This is a genomic window from Hydrogenophaga pseudoflava, from assembly GCF_031020795.1.
Lineage (GTDB): Bacteria > Pseudomonadota > Gammaproteobacteria > Burkholderiales > Burkholderiaceae_C > Hydrogenophaga > Hydrogenophaga pseudoflava_A.
The window spans coordinates 317,814-336,311 of sequence record NZ_JAVHJP010000004.1; the positions used below are offsets into that span (position 1 = coordinate 317,814).

Here is an 18,498-nt window from a genome sequence, read left to right on the forward strand (position 1 = left end):
TATAGCTAGAGCGAACCTCCTTGCCAAACCGTCGCTTCCAGAAATGCTAGGCTGATCGCAATGGATAAAATTCAAGAGTTACACATTGTTAACAATTAACTGACTGCGTTACTGTTGTGTTGCATTTGGGCAGTTCAAGTGCCGATCCAACTTGAATATCTGCCTCTTTTGTATGCAGTCTCGTGAAACTCCGTTGCAGTTGGTTGGCGATCCATATAGGGCTCATCCCTTTTCGCTGGAACGGCGTGACTGTGAAGGTCATTCCGCCACTGTAGTGGACAAGAAAATGCCCCCGACTTGCCCTGGCCAAGACCGGCGGTCGTCAAACCTTGGAGGTGCATGGGATGTCGCCAGTGCTGTGGTGACGAGCTTCTCAATCAATAGGCTGTCGCGCTTTGCCCCGGTTGCCCCGGTACATCGAGCGAATGCCCCGGTTCACCCGGGGCATCCTTTTTTCAATGGCGACAAGGACTTACAGAACAGTGCCCCGGTTGCCCCTATTGCCCCGGTAAAAAACAGCAAGGGGGGAAGCAAATCAGCTACGATTCCCGAACTTTTGGGGGTACGTGTCCCCACGTGGCTCCCGTTCCGCGGGGGTACAAGTGGGGGTACAGGGTGCAAATCCGCAATCCGGTATCCATATAAATCAACAGGTTGGGGCATCGTTCGGGTGTCCCCAGCCCACCATCCATCCAACCCCAGCCGTCGCCGGCTGGGGTTTTTCATTGCCGCTTCGTCATGCTCGCGTTGCAGGACATCCTTTTCAGTCAGGGATTCGGAACCCGCCGCGTGTGCTGCGGGCTGGTGCAGCAGGGCTTTGTGGACCTGGGCGAAACGCGTGAACCCTGCAAGGACCCCCTGACCATTCTTGAAGAAGATGGCCTGGTGTTCTGGGTTCAAGGTGTGCGCTGGACCTACCAGGAGCGCGCCTACCTGATGCTGCACAAACCGGCCGGTTTCGAATGCTCGCAGAAGCCGGGATCGCATCCGAGCGTGTACACGCTGCTGCCGGCACCGCTGCGCCAGAGGGGTGGTGGTGCCGCTGCCGGAGTGCAGGCGGTGGGGCGGCTGGATCAGGACACCACCGGTTTGCTCCTGTTGTCCGACGATGGCAAGTTCATTCACCGGATGACCTCGCCCAAGCATCACGTGCCCAAGGTGTACCAGGTGCAGGTGAAGCACCCTCTTGATGAGCGCCAGACGACCCGTCTGATGGGGGGTGTCGTGCTGGACGACGACCCGAAGCCGGTACGTGCGGCGGCGTGCCGGGCCCTGGGGCCAACCCATCTCGAGCTGACGCTGACCGAAGGCAAGTACCACCAGGTCAAGCGCATGGTGGCCGCGGTGGGCAACCGGGTGGAGGGCTTGCACCGCTCGCGCATCGGGATCATCGAGTTGACCGATGAGCTCCCCTCCGGCCAATGGAGATGGCTCACGGCCGAGGAGGTGGCCGACCTGAGCCGCAAACACTGAGTTCCCTGTCGGGAGGGGTGGTCAGAGCAGATCGCCCTTGCGGCTGTCGAGGGGCATCAGGAACGAGTTGTCCTGCCATTGGGACCCCAAGTCGCTGACGCGCGAGTCGCCCGTGGTGCTGCCGGGCCAGGTCGAGAGGGGGCTGAAGTCGCTGTGACGGGTGCTGCGCTGGCGGTTCAGCGCCGAGCGCAGATTGGCCTGTGCCGCGATGATGGCCCGTTCTTCCTGCTCGTGCTCACGCATGCTCTGTGCGGTCGGGGTCTCGCCGAGAAACTCGCTGCGAACTTCAGAGACGGTGGGCAGGCTGGACGCACGGACCACCCAATAAGGAAGACCGCATTGCGTGAGCAAGGAATGTTTGAGTTGGCGCGTGCTCCTGGGGATGCCGGCCCTTCCCGGCACATCCAGACACCCGACCACCCGTCCATCGGATTTGCAGATGGTGAACGTGCAGTACACACCACCGAGCAGCCGGTACCAATCCATCCCTTGCTGTTTCTCACGGGGCAGGGTAAAGCGGGTGACCGGAAGTTTGATCATCACATGATGATCGTAGAAGGCCCGTGACAGCCAGTGCCACACCTGCAATTCTTCGGAGTTCGCGATCACCCTCGTGTCCAGCGGCCACCGCTTGGGAATCCTGCGCTGGGCCCGGGCCTTTCGGTTTTCCCATGCGCGGTACATCCCCGCGCCGGATGCCAGCAAAGCGGGCACCAGCACGGAGAGCAGCCAAGGGTTGTTCCAGGCGGTCATGCAAGTCAAAGTGTCGGAATGTGACTAAATGTAGTCGGATGATCGTGCAAACGGACGGTTTTGTCGCAGTTTGACACTTCGTTTGCGTGATTTCCTTGGGATTGGTGGCACCTGCCAGCCAGGGCTGGGCGTCCGGAAGACGTCATCGATTCGGGCTTCCGAGCGGCCAACCCGGCATTTTGCCGCTGTGTGCGGTGTGTCGCCATCCCATAAACGGGGGATTCAGGGCTGCCCGGACAGGAAGTCTGCCACTGCAGTCAGCACGGCTTCTGGCTGGTCGCGGTGGGGGCTGTGTCCGCAGGCCTCCAGCACCAGCTTGAAGGCAGGGGCATGCTGTGGCGCAACGTCCTCCACCTGCTGCAGACTGCCGTACTCGTCATTCGCTCCCTGAATGACCAGCACTGGCGCTGAAATGTGTCGGCATTCGTTGCGGATGTCAAAGCGCTGGAACGCTGGGTCGAGCCAGATGTCGTTCCATTGCCAGAAGGCATTGTCCACATCGTCGTGGTAGCGCGCCAGGCGCGAGCGCAGGCCCTGTTCTTTTGTATCCAAGTAAGCGGCGCGGGCCCTTTCAATGGACTGGATCGAGATCTCCTCGACAAACACATGGGGCGCCATGACCACGCAGGCGGTCACCGGATGATGGCTGGCATGCAGCAGCGCAATGCTGGCGCCGTCTGAGTGACCGACCAGCACTGGCGTCTTGATGCCCAAGGCGTCCAGCAGGGCCGGCAGCACATCCAGGGCCTCACGGTGCATGTAGTCCGGTTCATGCCGGCCGGTGTGCCAGAACTCTGTGTCGTGGGGCGCTCCGCGCACGTCCGGCACAGGGTCCGAGCGCCCATATCCCCGGCGGGAGTACACCCAGCCAGGCCGCCCGGTGATGCGGCACAATTCCAAGGGCCAGTCGCGGCCCCTCTGGGTCCACATGGCCACGCTGCCAAGGCCCTCATGCAGGAACACCAGGGGAGCACGGATGGCAGGGCCCGGAATGTGACGAACCTCCAGGCGGGTGCCGCGAATGATGACGCAGTCCATCGTGTCTCCGGATCTCGTGCTGCCGGGCTGGCGGGAAAACCGGTATTCTCGTTGCATGACTCAGCTGTTTGATGCGTTCTGGCGGGCCGTGGCGTACTGCATGCACCCGCGGGTGATCGGCCTGTCGTTCTTGCCACTGGTGCTGATGGTCGCACTGTCGTTCGGCCTGGGCTATTTCTTCTGGGACACGGCGGTCGACGCGGTCACGCAGTGGTTGCAGGCCTACGAACTGGTTCAAGGCTTCCTGGGGTGGCTGGACCGCGTCGGTCTGGGCTCCATGCGGACGGTGTTCGCCCCGCTGGTGGTTCTGGTGCTGGCCACCCCGGTGATCGTGTTGCTGTGCCTGCTGCTGGTGGCGCTGTTCATGACGCCCTCCATGGTCGAACTGGTCGAACAGAGGCGCTTTCCCCTGTTGGAGCGAAAGCGCGGCGGATCCTTTCTGTTCGGGCTGCTGTGGTCACTGGGGTCCACCATGGCGGCCCTCGTGGTGCTGGTGCTTTCGATGCCACTGTGGCTGGTGCCGCCGCTGGTGCTGATCCTGCCTCCATTGATCTGGGGCTGGCTGACCTACCGCGTGTTTGCCTACGACGCGCTGGCGCAGCATGCCAGCAGCGCAGAGCGCAAGACCATCCTGCGTGAGCATCGCGGCAGCCTGCTGGTCATGGGCATCCTCAGCGGCTATCTGGGCGCGGCGCCCAGCCTGCTGTGGGCGTCGGGTGCCATGTTCGTGGCGCTGGCCCCTCTGCTGGTGCCGGTGGCCATCTGGATCTACACCCTTGTGTTTGCTTTTGCGTCCCTGTGGTTCGCGCATTTCACGCTGGCCGCGCTGCAGCGGATGCGGGCGGCCGGGACGGTGGAAGTGCTCGGTCCCGAGCCCCGAATATTGCCCGCCGATGCGATGGAAACGCCTGCACCAACAACCATTCTGCCGCCGCCCGGCGCTTGACCCATGAACACCAGCAAGCACAGTTCCCCGGTGTTTGGACTCATCATCGTCGGTGACGAAATCCTGTCGGGCAAACGGGCCGACAAGCATCTGCCCAAGGTGATCGAACTGCTGGCTCAAAGAGGCCTCTCGCTGGCGTGGGCGCGGTTCATTGGCGATGACCGCGAGCGCATCACAGCCGCCTTGCACGAAGCCTTTGCCAGTGGTGATGTGGTGTTCAGTTGCGGCGGTATCGGCGCCACCCCCGACGACCACACGCGCCAGTGTGCGGCGGCGGCACTGGGGGTCGACCTGGCACTCCACCCCGAGGCCCGCGAACTCATCGAACAGCGGATGAAGGATGTGGCCGCCGAGAAGGGGGAGGTGCACGACCCGGGGCGTCCCGACAACGTGCACCGGCTGAACATGGGGGTGTTCCCGGTCGGTGCCCGGATCATTCCCAACCCTTACAACAAGATTCCAGGGTTCAGCTGCGACGGACCCGGGGGTGGCTCGGTGCATTTCGTGCCCGGATTCCCGGTCATGGCCTGGCCGATGATCGAGGCGCTGCTGGATGGGTCGTACCGCCACCTGCACCGGTCAGGCGCGTGGCAGGAGCGTTCGGTGGTTGTCATGGGGGCCATGGAGGCCTCCCTGACGCCCCTGATGGAAACGATCGAGCGCGAGCATTCTGTGAAGGTGTTCAGCCTGCCCAGCGTGGATCACCCGGAGTACGGGCGGCACATCGAACTGGGCGTGAAGGGTGCGCCGGATGCGGTGTCGGCAGCGTTTGCTTCACTGCTCGATGGGCTGGCGCGATTTGGTGCGAAGCTTGGCCCCGAGTTGGTGCGTTGACTAATTGCACCAAGTTTGTGCTTTATGTCGATGTGCACCAAAAAAGGCATCACCCAAGGGTGGCAAAGCGCTCATCCCAAATAGTCCACCACTGTTGTCTGTGGAGCACAACGCTGCGCCATAATCTGCGCCGCCTTGGGGCTTGGCGCGTCGTTGGACGCGTCCGACGGCACAACTTTGGCACAGAAACTGCTTGATGCCCTCGTCGAATTCAATTTTTTTCTCACACCGCAACAGGAGTATTTGATGGCCAAGACCGTCGCAGACGTGATGCAAATGGTGAAGGACAACGAAGTCAAGTTCGTTGACTTCCGTTTCACCGACACCCGTGGCAAGGAACAGCACGTCACCGTGCCGATCTCGCACTTCGACGAAGACAAGTTCACCTCGGGCCACGCGTTCGATGGTTCCTCGGTGGCTGGCTGGAAGGGCATTGAAGCGTCGGACATGCAGCTCATGCCCGACCCAAGCACCGCCAACATCGACCCGTTCTTCGAAGAGACCACGCTGTTCCTGCAGTGCGACGTGATCGAGCCGGGCGACGGCAAGGCCTACGACCGCGACCCCCGCTCCATCGCCAAGCGAGCTGAAGCCTACCTGAAGGCCTCGGGTCTGGGCGACACCGCCTACTTTGGTCCGGAGCCCGAGTTTTTCATTTTCGACGGCGTGCGTTGGAGCAACGAGCCCGGCCGCGTGTTCAGCGAAATTGAAGAGTACGAAGCCCCCTGGAATTCGGGCGCCAAGCTCGAAGGCGGCAACCGCGGCCATCGTCCGACCACCAAGGGCGGCTACTTCCCCGTGCCCCCCGTCGACAGCACGCAGGACATGCGCGCCGAGATGGTCCTGATCCTCGAATCCCTGGGCATTCCGGTCGAAGTGTTCCACCACGAAGTGGCGGGCGCCGGCCAGAACGAAATCGGCACCAAGTTCTCGACCCTGGTCGAGCGCGCCGACTGGACCCAGGTCCTGAAGTACGTGGTCTGGAACGTGGCCAACGCCTACGGCAAGACGGCCACCTTCATGCCCAAGCCCTACGCTGGCGACAACGGCTCCGGCATGCACGTCCACCAGTCGATCTGGAAGGATGGCAAAAACCTGTTCGCTGGCGACGGCTATGCCGGCCTGAGCGACTTCGCCCTGTTCTACATCGGCGGCATCATCAAGCACGCCCGCGCCCTGAACGCCATCACCAACCCCGGTACGAACTCGTACAAGCGTCTGGTGCCCGGCTTCGAAGCCCCCGTCAAGCTGGCCTACTCGGCCCGCAACCGCTCGGCCTCGATCCGCATCCCGTACGTGGCCAACCCGAAGGGCCGCCGCATCGAGGCGCGCTTCCCCGATCCTTCCGCCAACCCGTACCTGGCCTTTTCGGCCCTTATGATGGCCGGTCTGGACGGCGTGGAGAACAAGATCCACCCGGGCGAAGCCGCCACCAAGGACCTCTACCACCTGCCGCCGGAAGAGGACAAGCTGGTGCCGACCGTCTGCCACAGCCTGGACCAGGCGCTGGACTACCTGGACAAGGACCGTGCCTTCCTGACCAAGGGCGGCGTGTTCACCGACTCCATGCTGGACGCCTACATCGAGCTGAAGATGGGTGAAGTGACCCGCTTCCGCATGGCGCCGCATCCGGTCGAATTCGACATGTACTACAGCCTGTGATGGCGGGCCCGGTGTCCGGGCCTTGCTTCCAGACAGAAGGACGGCCCTGCCGTCCTTTTTTTTTGTCCGTTCGGGTGGGTGCGCGGGCATCCCGTCCCGGCGGGTACCATGCGGCCTGTTTTTGGGCCATACTGAAAAATGATCCTCAACGCGCCCCCGCGCCTGGAGCCTACGTGTTGTCGAAGCTGAACCTTGTTGCCGGAGTCCACCGTGTCCTGATCATCTCCACCGCCGTGGTGTGGTCCTTGCCGTCCGTGGCGCAGGAACGCATCTATCGATGTGGCAATGAGTACACCAACAACGCCACGGTGGCGAAAGACAAGGGCTGCAAGCTCATGGAGGGCGGCAACATCACGGTCATTCAAGGCCCCTCGCCGCAGGCAGCGCCTCGAGCGGCAGTGTCGTCCGCACCCCGCAGTGCGCCTCGCAGCGACTCTCCCGAGCAGCGTTCGAGGGACAGCGATGCCCGACAGATCCTCGAGCTGGAGTTGAGAAAGGCCGAAGAGCGGCTCGCACAGGCCCAGAAGGCCTACGCCAACGGGCAGCCCGAAAAAGAAGGCATCGAGTCGCGCAACCATCAGCGCTACCTTGACCGTGTGGCCGAACTCAAGGCGGCGGTGAGCCGCGCCGAGGCCGATGTGAACGGTCTGCGGCGCGAGCTGGCCCGCATGGGCGGGGCGCCGGTCGCGCCGCCGGCGGGGCCGGGCCCCGCGGTGCCGGCGCCAGCGGGTGCGTCCGGGTCGCCCGATCCTGTCGCAAAATGACCGGCTTGAAAAAGCCGGACCTTTCTCCCACCTTGTCCCGAGTCGCTGCGGCCATGCTGCCGGGCAAGGCTGCGCAGCGCGCCGCCTCGGCGCACGGCAGGTTCCAGTCACTCGATCTGCTGGCCACGCTGGTGGCGGTGGTGTCGCTCGACGGTCAGGTGCTCTTTGCCAATGCAGCGCTGGAGGATGCCCTGGGCATGTCCCGCCGCAGCATCACGGGCACCCTGCTGCAGGAGTGCTTTACCGAACCGCAGCTGCTGCAGAACGCGCTCAGCGGTGCCGCTGGCAACGAGTTTGCCGCCCTGCGCTACGACGCCTGGCTGCGGCGCCTTGCCCACGAACCACTGCCGGTCCACGTGGTGGTGGCGCAGACCGACACGGCGGGGGAGGTCATTGTCGAGCTGCTTCCGCTGGAACAGCAGGCCCGGCAGGAGCGGGAAGAGCGCCTGATTGACCAGGCCCAGGCCAACAAGGAGCTGATCCGCAATCTGGCGCACGAGATCAAGAACCCGCTGGGCGGCATCCGCGGCGCTGCGCAGCTTCTTGAACTCGAACTCGACAACAAGCAGCTGACCGAGTACACGCAGGTCATCATCCACGAAGCCGACCGCCTCCAGTCGCTGGTGGACCGCCTGCTGGCGCCGCACCGCAGGCCTCACGTGGTGGGCGATGTGAACATCCACGAGGTGTGCGAGCGCGTGCGCTCGCTGATCGTGGCCGAGTTTCCCCGCGGCCTGAAGGTGGTGCGCGACTACGACACCTCCATTCCCGAGTTCCGCGGTGACAAGGAGCAACTGATCCAGGCGGTGCTCAACATCGCGCACAACGCGGCGCAGGCGCTGGCCGACCGCATCGCAGCGGGTGATGCGCAGATCACCCTGCGCACGCGCGTGGGTCGCCAGGTGACCTTCGGCAAGCAGCGCTATCGCCTGGCACTGGAATTGCATGTGATCGACAACGGGCCTGGCGTGCCCGATGCGATCAAGGACCGCATCTTCTTCCCGCTGGTGTCGGGTCGTGAGGGAGGTTCCGGGCTGGGGCTGACCCTGGCCCAAACCTTTGTGCAGCAGCACCACGGACTGATCGAGTGTGAGAGCGCGCCGGGCCACACGGATTTCAAATTGCTGATTCCGTTGCCATGAAACCGAAACGCCTCGACTGAGGAAGGGAAGACGCACACATGAAGCCGATCTGGATAGTGGATGACGACCAATCGATCCGCTTCGTTCTGGAGAAGGCACTGCTGCGGGAGAACCTGCCCACCCGCAGCTTCACCAATCCGCAGGAAGTTCTCAAGGCGCTGGCCGAGACGCCCGAAAGCGAGGGCCCCCAGATCCTTGTGAGCGACATCCGCATGCCGGGAGGTTCGGGGCTGGATCTGCTGGAGAAGGTCAAGGAGAAGCTGCCCGGGCTGCCGGTCATCATCATGACTGCGTTCTCGGATCTGGACAGCGCCGTGTCCGCATTCCAGGGCGGCGCGTTCGAGTACTTGCCCAAACCCTTCGACCTGCCCAAGGCGCTGGAACTGATTCACCGCGCAGTGGAAGAGAGCCAGCGCGAGGAGGTGGCGCAGGAGTCGCTGTCGGCCGCGCCCGAGATGCTGGGCCAGGCGCCCGCCATGCAGGACGTGTTCCGCGCCATCGGACGCTTGTCGCAGAGCAACGTGACCGTGCTGATCACGGGCGAGTCGGGCTCGGGCAAGGAACTGGTGGCGCGCGCGCTGCACAAGCATTCGCCGCGCGGTGGCGGTCCGTTCGTGGCCATCAACACGGCAGCGATTCCCAAGGACCTGCTGGAGTCCGAGCTTTTCGGCCACGAGCGTGGTGCTTTCACCGGCGCACAGACCATGCGCCGGGGCCGCTTCGAGCAGGCAGAGGGCGGCACGCTGTTCCTCGACGAAATCGGTGACATGCCGTTCGACCTGCAAACGCGCCTGCTGCGCGTGCTGTCCGACGGCCATTTCTACCGTGTGGGAGGACACAGCGCCGTCAAGGCCAATGTGCGCGTGATCGCGGCAACCCACCAGAACCTGGAGCAACGCGTCAAGGAAGGCGTGTTCCGCGAGGACCTGTTCCACCGCCTCAACGTGATCCGCCTGCGCCTGCCCGCCCTGCGCGAGCGGCGCGAGGACGTGCCCATGCTCACGCGCTTTTTTCTGCAGCAGAGCGCCAAGCAGCTGGGGGTGGAGCCCAAGCGCATTTCGGACGCTGCGCTGCGCCTGCTCAGCGGTTTCGACTTTCCGGGCAACGTGCGGCAGCTGGAAAACGTCTGCCACTGGCTGACGGTGATGGCGCCGGCCCAGATGATCGAGGTCAAGGACCTGCCACCGGAGGTGTTGTCCGTGGTCGGCGATGCGGTGCCGCCGGAGGTGCATGCGCCTGCCGAGCCGGTGCCGGCTGCCTTTGCGGCCCCAGCGCCGGCGCCGTCGGTGGCCCCGGTGGAGTGGGCTCCAGCGGTACCCGAGGTATCTGTGGTGGCCGCTGTGGGCGCGCCCGCAGCGCCTGTCCCGGTGGCGGCCTGGGAGCTGGGCCTTCAGGCCGAGGCGCGGTCGTTGCTGGAGGCTGGGCGCACCGACGTGTGGGACGTGCTCACGCGCCGCTTCGAGACCGGCCTGATCCTGACCGCTCTGGCCAACACCCGCGGGCGCCGCATCGAGGCCGCGCACAAGCTGGGCATCGGCCGCAACACGATCACCCGCAAGATCCAGGAACTGAATCTGGAATGACCGCGCTCAGGCCAGCGTCAGCACCACGGGTGCGTGGTCGCTGGGCTGAGGGTTCTTGCGGGGCGCGCGGTCGATCTCGCAGGCGGTGGTGCGGGCTTTGAGCGCGTCGCTGACCAGGATGTGGTCGATGCGCAGGCCCCGGTTCTTCTGGAACCCCAGCATGCGGTAGTCCCACCAGCTGAAGGTCTTGGGCGGGTGCTCGAACAGCCTGTGGGCGTCGTGCAGGCCCAGACCGATCAGGCCTTGCAGGTGCGTGCGTTCCTCTGTCGTGCAGTGGATGGTCTCGCGCAGGCCCACCGGGTCCCAGACGTCGGCGTCGTCGAAGGTGATGTTGTAGTCGCCCATGAGCACCAGCTGCGTGTGCACCGCCATCTCGGCCCGCACCCACTCGCGCAGCGCGTCCAGCCAGCGCATCTTGTAGGCGAACTTGTCGCTGCCGGGCTCCTGACCGTTGGGAAAGTAGGCCCCGATCACGCGCACGCCGTCGATGGTGGCGCAGAGCACGCGCGCCTGGCCGTCGTCCAAGCCCGGGATGTTCCTGATGACGTCCTCTGCTGGCGCCTTGCTCAGCAGGGCCACGCCGTTGTAGGTCTTCTGCCCGAACCACTGGGCGTGGTAGCCGGCATCGGTGAAGGCCTGCACCGGGAACTTGTCGTCGGTGAGTTTGAGCTCCTGCAGGGCCAGCACGTCCACCGGGTGGGCGGACAGCCAGGCCAGCACCTGGGGCAGGCGCACGTTGAGGGAGTTGACGTTCCAGGTGGCGAGTTGCATGGCGTTTCCGAGGCGATCAAAGAGCCGCATTCTAGGGAGTGGGGGCACTGTTACGTCTCCCATAAGACTCGCTTAATCTGGTCCACAGACCATGCGCCCGTGTCCGGCCGAACCGGCTGGAAAAGGAAGCCCGATGTCTCTGGCCATTGCCACCGCCGGTGGCCCATGCGCCCCCTCGTTCCCCGCGACGAATCCGACGCCTTCGCTCTGCGTGTGTGCCGAGTCCGATCCGGGGCGCGAATCCGTGGAGCGCTTCATCCATCGGGTGTTTGCGCGCCGTTTTGGTGCACGTGTGCAGCGCTTCGCCCCCGAACTGGTGTGCCTGCGCGACCCGGCCAGTGGCGACATTCTGGCTGCGGCCGGCTACCGCTTTGCCGACCAGGGGGGACTGTTTCTGGAGCGCTATCTGGACCGGCCGATCGAGCAGTGCCTGGGCGACCCTGGCCAGCCGGCGGTGGCCCGTGCGGGCATCGTCGAGGTCGGGCATCTGGCGTCGGAGCGGGCCGGTGAAGGCCGCCGCCTGATCGTGCGATTGGCCCACCACCTGGCCGCACAGAACGCGCAGTGGGTGGTCAGCACGCTGACCGAAGAACTGCGCCACCTGTTCGTGCGCATGGGGATCACGCCGCTGGCCTTGGGCCGGGCCGACGCCACCGCGCTGGGCGCGCAGGCGGGCGAGTGGGGCCGCTACTACGAACATCACCCGGTGGTGCTGGCGGGGCAGATGCAGCCGGCGCTGCGCTGGCTGCAGCGCCGGCACGCCCGGGGGCTGGACGCATGAGCGCGACCGAATCCGAGATCGCTCTGGGCAACGGCCGAGCCGGCCTGACCCGCGACGAGCTGGCCACCGAAGTGGCGGCACTGGTGGCACGGCTGCAGCAGGCCGGCACCCGGGTGCTGGCCACGCTGCTGGACAACGGCATGCCCTGGGTCGTGGCTGATCTCGCGGCGGAGCAGGCCAGGGTGGTGCACGTGCCGCTGCCGCTGTTTTTCACACCCGAACAGACCGCGCACGCGCTGCAGGCGGCTGGCGTCGACACGCTGCTCACGTTTGCGACTCTGGCCGCGCGCTGGCCGCAGGCACCGTGCGAGCCATGGACCGTGGCGGGTGAACCGGTGTGTGCGCTGCGCCTGCCGGCGCAGGGCCTGCCCATGCCGCCCGGCACGGCCAAGCTGACCTTCACCTCCGGCACCACCGGCACGCCCAAAGGCGTGTGCCTGGGCAGCGCGGGCCTGCACCGGGTGCGCGATGCGCTGGTGCAGGCGCTCGAGCCGCTGGACATCCGCCGCCACCTGTGCGCACTGCCGCTGGCGGTGCTGCTGGAGAACGTGGCCGGGGTGATGGCTCCGCTGGCGCGCGGCACCGAGTGCCTGGTGCCGCCGCTGGCAGAGCTGGGGCTCAGCGGTTCGTCCTCGTTCGACCCCGCTGTGTTCAACGCCGCGGTGGAGCGCCACCGGCCACACAGCCTGATCCTGCTGCCGCAGATGCTGCGCGCCTGGGCGGGCTGGCTGGCGGGGCAGGGGCGCCGGGCTCCCGACGGGCTGCGCCTGGTCGCGGTCGGAGGCGCTGCCGTGGGCTCGCCGCTGCTGCTGGCGGCGCGACAGCTCGGCATCCCCGCTCATGAAGGCTACGGCCTGTCCGAAGGCTCGTCGGTGCAGACGCTCAACCTGCCCGGAGCCGACCGGCCGGGCAGCGCCGGGCGTGCCCTGCCACATGCGCGTCTGCGGGTGAATGAACACGGTGAGATCGAGGTGGCTGGCGGCCTGATGCTGGGTTACCTCGGCCAGCCGCCGCTGCAAGGCGACTGGTGGCCCACAGGCGACCTGGGCGAGATCGATGCCGACGGGTTTGTGCACGTGCGCGGCCGCCTCAAACACGTGCTGATCACCGCCTTCGGTCGCAACGTCTCGCCCGAGTGGGTCGAGACCGCGCTGCGCAGCGGCCGCACCATGGCTCAGGCGGTGGTGCTCGGTGATGGCGAGCCGGCCCTGTGTGCGGTGGTCTGGCCGGTGCATGAGGCCCTGCCCGATGCGGCCATCCAGGCCGAGGTCGACGCCGCCAACGCGGCGCTGCCCGACTACGCGCGCGTGGCCCGCTGGGTGCGGGCACAGGCGCCGTTCACCGCCGGCAGTGGCATGGCCACCGCCAATGGCCGGCCGCGCCGCGACGCCATCCTCGCCCTTCATTCCCCTCTGCTCGGTCTCACCGCCCGCGATGCGGTGACCGCCTGAGCTTTTTTCCAGGAGTCCCCATGTCCTTTCACGCCCAACTGCTGCAACAGACCGAACAGGCCCGCATGGGCCTGCTGTCCGCACCCATCATCCAGGGCTGCCTGCGCGGCGAAGTTTCGCTGCCCAGCTACATCGCCTTCCTCACCGAGGCCTACCACCATGTGAAGCACACCGTGCCGCTGCTGCAGGCCTGCCAGGCCGCGCTGCCGGCGCACCACGCCTGGCTGGCCCCCGCTCTGGACGAGTACGTCGAAGAGGAAAAGGGCCATGAGGAGTGGATCCTGGACGACATCCGGGCCTGTGGCGGTGATGCCGAGGCGGTGCGTCGCGGCCGGCCAGGCCACGCGGCCGAGGTCATGGTCGCCTACGCCTACGACACCATCCACCGCGGCAACCCGCTGGGTTTCTTCGGCATGGTGCATGTGCTCGAAGGCACCAGTGTCTCGCTGGCGCTGCTGGCGGCCGACAGCATCCAGAAGCCGCTGAACCTGCCCGACGCGGCCTTCAGCTACCTGCGCTCGCACGGCACGCTGGACCAGGAGCACACGGCCCACTTCCAGCTGCTGATGGACCGCATCGAGGATCCGCAGGACCAGGCCGACATCGTGCACGGCGCCAAGGCGTTCTTCCGGCTCTACGGCGACGTGTTCCGCGGCCTGCCGTTGCCCCGGACGAACACTGCGAAGCCGATACACGAGGCGGTGGCTGCATGAAGGCCGCGCACGCGCGTGTGGTGATCACCGGCGCCGCCGGTGGCATTGGCGCCGCCAGCGCCGAGGCGCTGCTCAAGGCCGGGGCGGCGGTGATGCTCGTGGGGCGTTCGGCGTCCCGGCTGGAGGATCTCGCGCGCGATCTGGGCCGGACCACCGGCGCCCATCCCGCGCGGCTGGCCTTGCGGGTGGCGGATCTGACGCAGCCCCAGGATCTGGAGAGTCTGTCGGCGCAGGCGGCGGTCTGGGGCTGCAACGTGCTGGTGCACAACGCCGGGCTGCCGGCGTTCGGGCGCCTGCAGGACCAGACCCCCGAGCAGATGGCGGCGGCGCTGCAGACCAATCTGTTGGCGCCCATGCTGCTCACGCGTGGCCTGTTGCCGCACCTGCTGGCCCAGCCGGCGGCGCAGGTGATCTGCGTGGGCTCTGCCCTGGGGGCCATCGGCCTGCCGGGCTTCAGCGTCTACAGCGCGGGCAAGTTCGGCCTGCGCGGCTTTGCGCAGGCGCTGCGCCGCGAACTGGCCGAGACGCCGGTGGCGGTGCAGTACCTCGGCCCGCGCACCACGAAGACGGCGTTCAACAGCGAGGCCGCCGAGGCCTACAACCAGGCCACCGGCACCGCCAGCGACCGTCCCGAACAGGTGGCGGCCGCGCTGGTGGCGCTGCTGGAGAGCCGGGCAGGCGAGCGTTTCCTGGGCTTCCCCGAGAAGTTCGCCGCCCGCCTCAACGGCCTGGCGCCTGCGCTGCTGGACGGCAGCTTCAAGCGCCACAGCCGCCACCTGCAAACCACCGGTCTTGTCCGGCCGGTCCTGAGTTCCTGAATCACATTCCCGGAGGTCCTTCCATGTCTGTTCCGTTTCCGCTGTCCGTCCCCGGTGCGTCGCGCCGCCGCCTCACGTTCGCGCTGCTGGCGCTGTCGGGCCTGTCCCTGCTGCCCGCGGCGCAGGCGGCCACGGTTGAAGAATCCGTGGCCGAGCTGCAGCAGGCCTGGGAGGTCATCAACTACAAGACACCCGCGGCCGAGAAGGAAAGGAAATTCGAGGCGCTGGCCGCCCGCGCCCACAAGGTCAGCGAAGGCTTTGCCGGCCGCGCCGAGCCCATGGTCTGGGAAGGCATCATCCTCAGCTCCTGGGGCGGTGCCAAGGGCGGCCTGGGCGCGCTGGGCCTGGTCAAGCAGGCCAAGGTGCTGTACGAGCAGGCGATCCAGATCGACGGCAACGCGCTCGACGGCTCGGCCTACAACAGCCTGGGCGTGCTCTATTACAAAGTCCCCGGCTGGCCGATCGCGTTCGGTGACAAGGACAAGGCCCGTGACCTGCTGCAGAAGGCCCTGGCCGTGAACCCCAAGGGGATCGACGCCAACTACTTCTATGCCGACTACCTGGTGGAGACGGGCGAGCCGCAGAAAGCGGTGGCGCACCTGGAGAAGGTGATGCAGGCGCCGCCCCGCGCCGGCCGCCAGATCGCCGACGAAGGCCGCCGCGCCGAAGCGCGCGAGCTGATGGAAAAGATCAAGTCGAAGTGAGCGCCGCCGGGCGGCGGACGCTCAGGCGCCCGCGCGCCGGTAGGTGACGAAGGCGAAAGGCAGGCCGCTGGCGCTGACCTGCTCTTCGCGAGCCACCTCGTGCCAGTCGCTGCCCAGCACGGGCGCGAAAGCGTCGCCCTCGAAGTGATGCGCGATCTCGGTCACCACCACCTCGCTCGCCAGCGGCAGCGCCTGCGCATAGATCTGCGCGCCGCCGATCACCCAGGCGGTGCTGCCGGTGGGGCAGAGGTCGCGCGCGTCCTCCAGCGAGTGCGCCACCGCGGCCCCGTCAGCGGCAAAGCCGGCATCGCGCGTGACGACGATGTTCAGCCGACCGGGCAGCGGGCGGAACTTCGGCGGCAGCGAGTCCCAGGTCTTGCGGCCCATGATGACCGGGCAGCCCAGCGTGGTCCGCTTGAAGTGCGCCAGGTCTTCGGGCAGGTGCCAGGGCAGCCGGTTGTCCTTGCCGATCACGCCGTTGGCGGCGCGGGCGTAGATGAGATGAAGGCGGGCGGGGGCGGAGTTGTCAGGCATCGGGCGATTGTGCCGTGCCCGTTTGCCGCTTCAGAACGCCGGCCGGCAGCAGCACGCTGGCGATCGCCACCATCACGAACACCATGGCCAGCCAGTCCTGCCAGTGCGGCACCTCGCCGGTGATGAGGGTGGCGCTGAGCGTGCCCACCAGCGGGATGGCCATCACGCTCATGGCGCTGGTGGCCGGTGGCAGGTCTCGCGCCATGCCGAACCAGATCAGCTGCGCGAAGCCGTAGTTGATGAGCACACCATAGGCCAGGCTGACCCACATCAGCGGCGTGAAGCTGGCCGGCTGCGGCAGCGGTTCGAGCGACAGCGCCAGCCCCCAGAGCACGCCGCTGCCCAGCAGCAGCATCCACACCGTGACCACCAGCGGCGAGAGCGTGAGGTGGGCGCGGCGGAACATCAGCGTGCCCAGCGCCCAGCAGGCCGCGGCGCTGAGCATCCAGGCCACACCCGCGGGCCGGCCACTCAGGCGCTGCAACTCGTGCCACAGCAGCAGGCCGATGGCCAGGCTCACGCAGACCAACGCCAGCCGCACGCGCGGCGTGATGCGCTCCCCGAAGAAGGCCGCACCGATCAGCACAGTGAAGATGGGCATGGTGAAGCCCAGGATGGCGGCGCGGCCCGAAGCCAGCTCCTGCACACCGAAGATGGACAGCGTGTGCCAGCCCAGCACGTTGGGCAGGCCCAGCCAGGCAATCGCCAGCCACTCGCGGCCCGCCGGCCGCATGCGTTCGCCCTTGGCGGCCACGTAGGCGAACAGCCAGGCGGCCCCCAGCAGCATGGTGCTGGCGCGGAAATACAGCGGCGAGAGCTGCTGCAGCGAGAGTTTCATCATGGGCCAGTTGACCCCCCACATGAGCGTGAGGGCCAGCAGCGCCCAGAGCTGGCGGCGCGAGATCACGGAAACAGGGTCAGACCGCGACGGGTGCCTTGATGGCCGGGTGGCACTCGTAGCCCACGACTTCGAAGTCTTCGTACGCGTAATCGAAGATCGAGGCCGGCTTGCGTTTGATGTGCAGCGTCGGGTAGGCGAAAGGCTGGCGGCTCAGCTGCAGTTCCACCTGTTCGTGGTGGTTGCTGTAGATGTGGCAGTCGCCGCCGGTCCAGATGAAGTCGCCCACGTCCAGGTCGCACTGCTGGGCCAGCATGTGGGTCAGCAGAGCGTACGACGCGATGTTGAACGGCACACCCAGGAAGATGTCGGCGCTGCGCTGGTAGAGCTGGCAGCTGAGCTTGCCCTTGCCCCCGGGCTCGGTGGCGGGCGCCACATAGAACTGGAAGAAGGCGTGGCAGGGCATCAGCGCCATCTGGTCCAGGTCGGCCACGTTCCAGGCGCTGACGATGATGCGGCGGCTGTCGGGGTTGGTCTTGAGCTGTTTGACGACTTCGCTGATCTGGTCGATGTGGCCGCCGCCCGGCTTGGGCCAGTTGCGCCACTGCACGCCGTAGACCGGCCCCAGCTCGCCGTCTTCACGCGCCCATTCGTCCCAGATGGTGCAGCCGCGTTCCTGCAGCCACTTCACGTTGGAGTCGCCGCGCAGGAACCACAGCAGCTCGACGATGATGGCCTTGAGGAACACCTTCTTGGTGGTGACCAGCGGAAAACCCTCGTTCAGGTCGAAGCGCATCTGGTGGCCGAACACGCTGCGCGTGCCGGTGCCGGTGCGGTCGCCCTTCTGCACGCCGTGCGTGTAGACATGGCGCATGAAGTCTTCGTACTGGGAGCGGATCGGGCGGGTGGTGGGGGCGGACATCCCGCCATTTTGCCTGCATGGTTGTAGCCCCCCGGACCAGCGGCTAGGATGGCCCTTTGCCACCACCGACCACAGGAGGACGCCATGAGCGAACTGGTTTTCTACACCAACCCACAGTCCCGGGGCCGCATCGTGCACTGGATGATGGAAGAGGTGGGCCAGCCCTACCGCACGGTCTGGCTCAACTTCGGTCCCGAGATGAAGACACCCGAGTACCGCGCGGTCAACCCCATGGGCAAGGTGCCGGCCCTGCGGCACGACGACGTGGTGGTGACCGAAGCCGCCGCGATCTGCGCGTACCTGGCCGATGCCTTTCCCGAAACCGGTCTGGCGCCCGTGCCGGGCGACCCCTTGCGCGGCACCTGGCTGCGCTGGCTGTTTTTCGGCGCCGGGCCGCTGGAGCAGGCGGTGACGGCCCGGGCGCTGGGCTGGCAGGTGCCCGCAGGCCGGGAGGGCATGGCCGGTTTCGGCTGCTACGAGGACACCCTGAACGCGCTGGAAAAGGCCCTCCAGCCCGGCCCCTTCGTCTGCGGTGAACGCTTCACCGCCGCAGACGTGTACCTCGGCTCCAGCCTGGCCTGGGGTCTGATGTTTGGGTCGATCGAGAAACGGCCCGCGTTCGCCGACTACGTGCAAAGGCTGAAAGAGCGCCCGGCCGCACAGCGCGCCGACCGCCTCAACGAAGAGCGCCTCAAGGCCCAGCAGGCGGGCTGAACCGCCGTTGTCCATGGTGCCATCCGCCTCCGATCCCTCGCCGCCTTCTTCAGTTCC

The 18,498-nt window shown here is 66.4% G+C and carries 19 protein-coding genes; 13 read left to right on the forward strand and 6 right to left on the reverse strand.

The window, feature by feature from the left end; genetic code table 11:
• Window positions 1-738: 738 nt before the first annotated feature.
• Window positions 739-1,473 carry a 16S rRNA pseudouridine(516) synthase gene (locus RCO38_RS15065; RefSeq protein ID WP_308329157.1) on the forward strand — a complete coding sequence of 245 codons (735 nt, stop codon included), beginning with the start codon at window positions 739-741 and terminating at the stop codon, window positions 1,471-1,473.
• 21 nt (window positions 1,474-1,494) lie between these two features.
• Here RCO38_RS15065 and RCO38_RS15070 read toward each other — a convergent pair whose 3' ends face one another.
• Together RCO38_RS15070 and RCO38_RS15075 are read right to left on the reverse strand one after the other, a co-directional pair.
• Window positions 1,495-2,226, reverse strand: a complete 732-nt coding sequence (locus tag RCO38_RS15070; protein ID WP_308329158.1) for a DUF2726 domain-containing protein — start codon at window positions 2,224-2,226, stop codon at window positions 1,495-1,497.
• A 222-nt stretch (window positions 2,227-2,448) separates the two neighbouring features.
• Window positions 2,449-3,264 (reverse strand): alpha/beta fold hydrolase, encoded by an 816-nt coding sequence (locus tag RCO38_RS15075; protein WP_308329159.1) that lies wholly within the window; start codon window positions 3,262-3,264, stop codon window positions 2,449-2,451.
• Window positions 3,265-3,319: 55 nt separating this feature from the next.
• On the opposite strand from RCO38_RS15075, the gene RCO38_RS15080 reads away from it, so the two are divergent.
• The 6 genes from RCO38_RS15080 to ntrC all read left to right on the forward strand — a co-directional run bounded on the left by RCO38_RS15080 (window position 3,320) and on the right by ntrC (window position 10,195).
• Window positions 3,320-4,210, forward strand: a complete 891-nt coding sequence (locus tag RCO38_RS15080) for an EI24 domain-containing protein (protein ID WP_308329160.1) — start codon at window positions 3,320-3,322, stop codon at window positions 4,208-4,210.
• Window positions 4,211-4,213: 3 nt separating this feature from the next.
• The gene (locus RCO38_RS15085; RefSeq protein WP_308329161.1) at window positions 4,214-5,044 is read left to right on the forward strand and encodes a competence/damage-inducible protein A; all 831 of its coding nucleotides are present in this window, start codon (window positions 4,214-4,216) and stop codon (window positions 5,042-5,044) included.
• 246 nt (window positions 5,045-5,290) lie between these two features.
• On the forward strand, window positions 5,291-6,706 hold the full coding sequence (glnA, locus tag RCO38_RS15090; protein WP_308329162.1) for a type I glutamate--ammonia ligase: 1,416 nt from the start codon (window positions 5,291-5,293) through the stop codon (window positions 6,704-6,706).
• Window positions 6,707-6,879: 173 nt separating this feature from the next.
• A complete protein-coding gene (locus RCO38_RS15095) occupies window positions 6,880-7,470 on the forward strand; it encodes a hypothetical protein (protein ID WP_308329163.1) in 591 nt (196 codons plus the stop codon).
• Between the two features lie 53 nt (window positions 7,471-7,523).
• Complete coding sequence (gene glnL / locus RCO38_RS15100; protein ID WP_308329388.1) at window positions 7,524-8,612, forward strand: nitrogen regulation protein NR(II); 1,089 nt, start codon at window positions 7,524-7,526, stop codon at window positions 8,610-8,612.
• 38 nt (window positions 8,613-8,650) lie between these two features.
• A complete protein-coding gene (gene ntrC, locus RCO38_RS15105; protein WP_308329164.1) occupies window positions 8,651-10,195 on the forward strand; it encodes a nitrogen regulation protein NR(I) in 1,545 nt (514 codons plus the stop codon).
• A 6-nt stretch (window positions 10,196-10,201) separates the two neighbouring features.
• Here the strand turns inward: ntrC and xth are convergent, their stop codons facing one another.
• A complete protein-coding gene (gene xth / locus RCO38_RS15110; RefSeq protein WP_308329165.1) occupies window positions 10,202-10,966 on the reverse strand; it encodes an exodeoxyribonuclease III in 765 nt (254 codons plus the stop codon).
• 133 nt (window positions 10,967-11,099) lie between these two features.
• Between xth and RCO38_RS15115 the strand changes: the two genes are divergently transcribed.
• Genes RCO38_RS15115 through RCO38_RS15135 form a run of 5 tightly spaced genes read left to right on the forward strand, consistent with a single transcriptional unit; the run spans window position 11,100 to window position 15,433 of the window.
• Window positions 11,100-11,747 (forward strand): thermostable hemolysin, encoded by a 648-nt coding sequence (locus RCO38_RS15115; RefSeq protein ID WP_308329166.1) that lies wholly within the window; start codon window positions 11,100-11,102, stop codon window positions 11,745-11,747.
• Window positions 11,744-13,198, forward strand: a complete 1,455-nt coding sequence (locus RCO38_RS15120) for an AMP-binding protein (RefSeq protein ID WP_308329167.1) — start codon at window positions 11,744-11,746, stop codon at window positions 13,196-13,198. Before RCO38_RS15115 ends, RCO38_RS15120 begins: the two co-directional genes overlap by 4 nt.
• 20 nt (window positions 13,199-13,218) lie before the next feature.
• A complete protein-coding gene (locus tag RCO38_RS15125; RefSeq protein ID WP_308329168.1) occupies window positions 13,219-13,911 on the forward strand; it encodes a TenA family transcriptional regulator in 693 nt (230 codons plus the stop codon).
• A complete protein-coding gene (locus RCO38_RS15130) occupies window positions 13,908-14,729 on the forward strand; it encodes an SDR family oxidoreductase (RefSeq protein WP_308329169.1) in 822 nt (273 codons plus the stop codon). The genes RCO38_RS15125 and RCO38_RS15130 overlap by 4 nt, the downstream gene beginning before the upstream one ends.
• A gap of 23 nt (window positions 14,730-14,752) precedes the next feature.
• Window positions 14,753-15,433: a tetratricopeptide repeat protein gene (locus RCO38_RS15135; RefSeq protein WP_308329170.1), complete on the forward strand. Its 681-nt coding sequence runs from the start codon at window positions 14,753-14,755 to the stop codon at window positions 15,431-15,433.
• A gap of 21 nt (window positions 15,434-15,454) precedes the next feature.
• On the opposite strand, the gene RCO38_RS15140 is transcribed toward RCO38_RS15135, so the two are convergent.
• Genes RCO38_RS15140 through RCO38_RS15150 form a run of 3 tightly spaced genes read right to left on the reverse strand, consistent with a single transcriptional unit; the run spans window position 15,455 to window position 17,727 of the window.
• Entirely contained in the window at window positions 15,455-15,967 is a 513-nt protein-coding gene (locus tag RCO38_RS15140; RefSeq protein WP_308329171.1) for a dihydrofolate reductase, read from the reverse strand.
• Window positions 15,960-16,874, reverse strand: coding sequence for a DMT family transporter (locus RCO38_RS15145; protein ID WP_308329172.1), 915 nt, complete (start codon window positions 16,872-16,874; stop codon window positions 15,960-15,962). Before RCO38_RS15145 ends, RCO38_RS15140 begins: the two co-directional genes overlap by 8 nt.
• Window positions 16,875-16,884: 10 nt before the next feature.
• Entirely contained in the window at window positions 16,885-17,727 is an 843-nt protein-coding gene (locus RCO38_RS15150) for a thymidylate synthase (protein WP_308329173.1), read from the reverse strand.
• 84 nt (window positions 17,728-17,811) lie between these two features.
• On the opposite strand from RCO38_RS15150, the gene RCO38_RS15155 reads away from it, so the two are divergent.
• Entirely contained in the window at window positions 17,812-18,441 is a 630-nt protein-coding gene (locus RCO38_RS15155; RefSeq protein WP_308329174.1) for a glutathione S-transferase family protein, read from the forward strand.
• The last annotated feature ends 57 nt before the right edge of the window (window positions 18,442-18,498 follow it).